This window comes from Aquiflexum sp. (assembly GCF_041751335.1).
Lineage (GTDB): Bacteria > Bacteroidota > Bacteroidia > Cytophagales > Cyclobacteriaceae > Aquiflexum.
In genome coordinates, this window is the sequence record NZ_JBGSXS010000085.1 from 1 (window position 1) to 3,280 (window position 3,280).

General features: G+C 43.7%; 2 protein-coding genes. Both read right to left on the bottom strand.

The annotated features are described in order from the left end of the window. The coding region (locus ACEW8U_RS05185; RefSeq protein WP_373520974.1) for a polysaccharide deacetylase family protein at positions 1-678 on the bottom strand (678 nt) is incomplete at its 3' end. 988 nt (positions 679-1,666) lie between these two features. Further along, positions 1,667-2,761: a hypothetical protein gene (locus tag ACEW8U_RS05190; protein ID WP_373520975.1), complete on the bottom strand. Its 1,095-nt coding sequence runs from the start codon at positions 2,759-2,761 to the stop codon at positions 1,667-1,669. Positions 2,762-3,280: the final 519 nt, after the last annotated feature.

The window sequence follows — 3,280 nt, forward strand, 5'->3', positions numbered from 1 at the left end:
CACCAATTCGGGCAAGGGATAATGACTCGGCTGTCCGATATGGATAAAAGTATCACTGGTTCTGAAAAATCTTTTCAATAGCCCATTATCTTCAGTCCGCTCCCAAAACCAATCCCGGGGATTGGACCTGATAAAATCAAACCCTTCCTCATAGGCCACGCGTATCACCTCATCATGGTATTGGTTTCTAGGAAAAACCAGCGATTGCAGGTCCAATTGGAATTTATCCTTGGCCAATTTTTGACAGGCATGTAGGTCAGATCGGAATTCCTCGGTAACCTGTCCCTTTTCAGAAGTATAATAGTGGGCATAAGTATGGCTTCCTATTTCCTGACCGGGACAATTGATCACCTGCCGCACCAAGTCCGGTACAAACAAACATTCAACATGTTGGGGCTTTTCTTTTTCCATCCAGGCATAGGCTGAGTATTTCTTTTCATGATAATCTGGTTTAAGGACAGGACTATATTGCCGCCATTCCTCCAGGTTCTCAGCCATCAATGCGCCGACTGTTGCCCAAGTAGCCTCTATACCGTACTTTTCAAATAGCTCCAAAATATAGGGGACTACCCTCTTGGTCTCCGCATAATAGGACAGGTTGTCTTTCAGGGCATATTTATCAAACCTGCCCCAATGCAGCTCAAAATCGAGCGATATTGTAAAAGTTGCTTTTTTCAAATCTAAATATATTTAAAAAACCTTGTCATTGGAAAGTAGAGAGAAATCTAAAGCCCAAATTTAAACACAAAGTTGTAATTGTTATTATTACTGTGATGATTTGCCAAAGCTGGCAGGCACAGTGGACCAGTGTCATTGTTTCGCTATGGTTTGAATGTTTTTTATTGGTCAATAGTGTCAATGGCCTCTCCTTTTCATTTCGAACGTAGAGAGAAATCTAAGAACCCTTAGGTCATTTAAAAGTGTATTGTTTGTAGTTATCAGTGAGTTACGTCCAATTCATATTTCTACATCAATTCTCTTACTTTTTTGCTTGACCAAAAAAGTAACAATCCCGATAGCTATCGGGACAAGACAATGGAATCCTACTCCCCACAAGGCCTGCGCTGGCGCGGCCCATTGTCTTCCCACCCTATACCCCCACAGATTAAAGGGAGGTGTCGAAATAAAACATTTCCTCTGCACGATTTCCCACAGAAATATGGGGTGATGTCGAAATGATGTTTTTCTTTAGCAGCCCCGAAGTAGCCTGTCCCGTACCGATAGCTATCGGTACGGGAGGCTGAACTTTGATTATCTTGTCCGCCGTTGCGGAGCACCGGGTAAGGTGCTTGGAACGATCTTTCGGTTTCTACCAACCAACATGCACCGCAACCCGGGGTCATGGAAGCGATGATTAGAGCAATTTCGGTCACAGATTCTATTTTGGAACACTGAGCTGAATTACCGAAATGTGGAAAACAAACTCTATTCGGATATGTATCAAACTCTAACCTTTCAACTTATCCTTCCTTCAGCCTTCACCTCCTCCCTTCAGAGATTGCCACTTCGCACGAAGGACTATTATAAATATCAAAGTTACTTAAGTGCTCCTCGCAATGACGCGCTGCCTCTTTCAATTTTCATTCCTTCATCCTTCATCCTTCATCCTTTCTCCCTCATGCTTTCCTTCATCCTTTCCTTCATCCCCAAATCTAAAATCTACAATCTAAAATCTACCTTCCCTACCCCTCATCCTTCCCCAAACCCCACTCCACCAAACCAAATAGAAAAACACCATATACGTACTCTTCATCCGCATAATAATACCAAGGTTATTGAGGGTGAAGGAGAAGGCTAACGCCATCACCAACCCATAAATCAAACCTGCCCAAAGAAAGGGTGGAATTGCAAATTTTTCTTTTTTCAAAATATAGAAAGGCAAAACACCCAACAACCCCAACCCCAACAAAAGCCCAATACTATTTTCCAATGCCGCCGCCACCTGCCAAACACCATCCACCTCACCCCAAAATGGCCGAAAGAACAATGCAAAACCTTTTTCAAACACATTATACGTCTCCATAGGAATCTCAGATCCTGCACTAAAACCTTTCAAAAAATCCATCTGCCCACTACTGAACGCCATCAAACCCTGAAATGACAAAGCTTCCAAATGCATATATTGCAGTAGCCTCCAAATACCCAAACCCATCACCACCGCCATTCCTATTCCGACACCAACTTTCAATTTTACCGGAATCTCTTTTTGTCCTAAAAAATAAATCCCCAACATTCCCCCTAAAACCACTCCCTGCAAAGGCCTCACCCAAAAGGACAACAGCACACCCACCACTGCCACTTTCCAATGATAAGCCAAAGAAACAAACCCCTTCAAAGCCCAAACCAAACCCACCAACAATAGCGCCTCTTTACCAACCCCCGCTGACCAAAAATGCAGGTTGGGCAAAAAGAAAATCCCTATCAGCCCCCATTCCATCCATGGCTTCATTTCCTTCATTTGGAGCATCCAGAAATATACTTCCCTGATGCCTATAAAGGAAAACGCGGCATACAACACATTGCCACTCAAAAAACTCAATCCCAATACCTTGGAGGGAAGATAATTCAACCATTGCACAAAATGCGTCCGCTGCCCCCAATACCCCATCCAATGATCCGCATTTTCCACCCCCTCCGCCTCCAAAGCCCAATAACGCAACGCATCCCCACCGTTTTGTTGGATATAGTAATAAAACACAAAGGCAAAACCGAAATGGTAAATCCAAAGCACCTGTAGCCAAACGCTTTCCTTTTTTGACAATCCCCTCTTTTTTCCTAACCTATGGTTGTCCCAAAGGAAGAAGGTGAAAAGGAGGGTTATGATAAGGTAGGTAGTGATGACAGTGTTCAGTCTTAGTTGGCAGTCTCAGTTGGCAGTGGGCAGTCGCAGTATTCAGTTGGCAGTTACAGTTTGCAGTAGGCAGACGCAACCTAGGAATTGGGAATTTATCAGTTTTGGGTCAATAGTGTCAAAAACCCCTCTTTTGTCATTTCGACGTCAGGAGAAATCTATAAAACCTCAGGGTATAGACCTCTCCTGTCGTACCAATGACATAAATCGGAGGAGCCGTCATGCTGATCCCGATGGCTATCGGGAGAAGCATCTCCCGAGGTTCAGGAAAAGGATGACTGGCCAATAAGAGTTAAATACTTTTCCAGTAACTCAACCGTCTAATTGTACCCCTGGAGATCCCTCGTGCCTAGGGATGACGAGAAACCTGATGTCATTACCTATTTTGAACATTTCCAAAATGTTTTCGACTCGAGGTGACAAGCATAA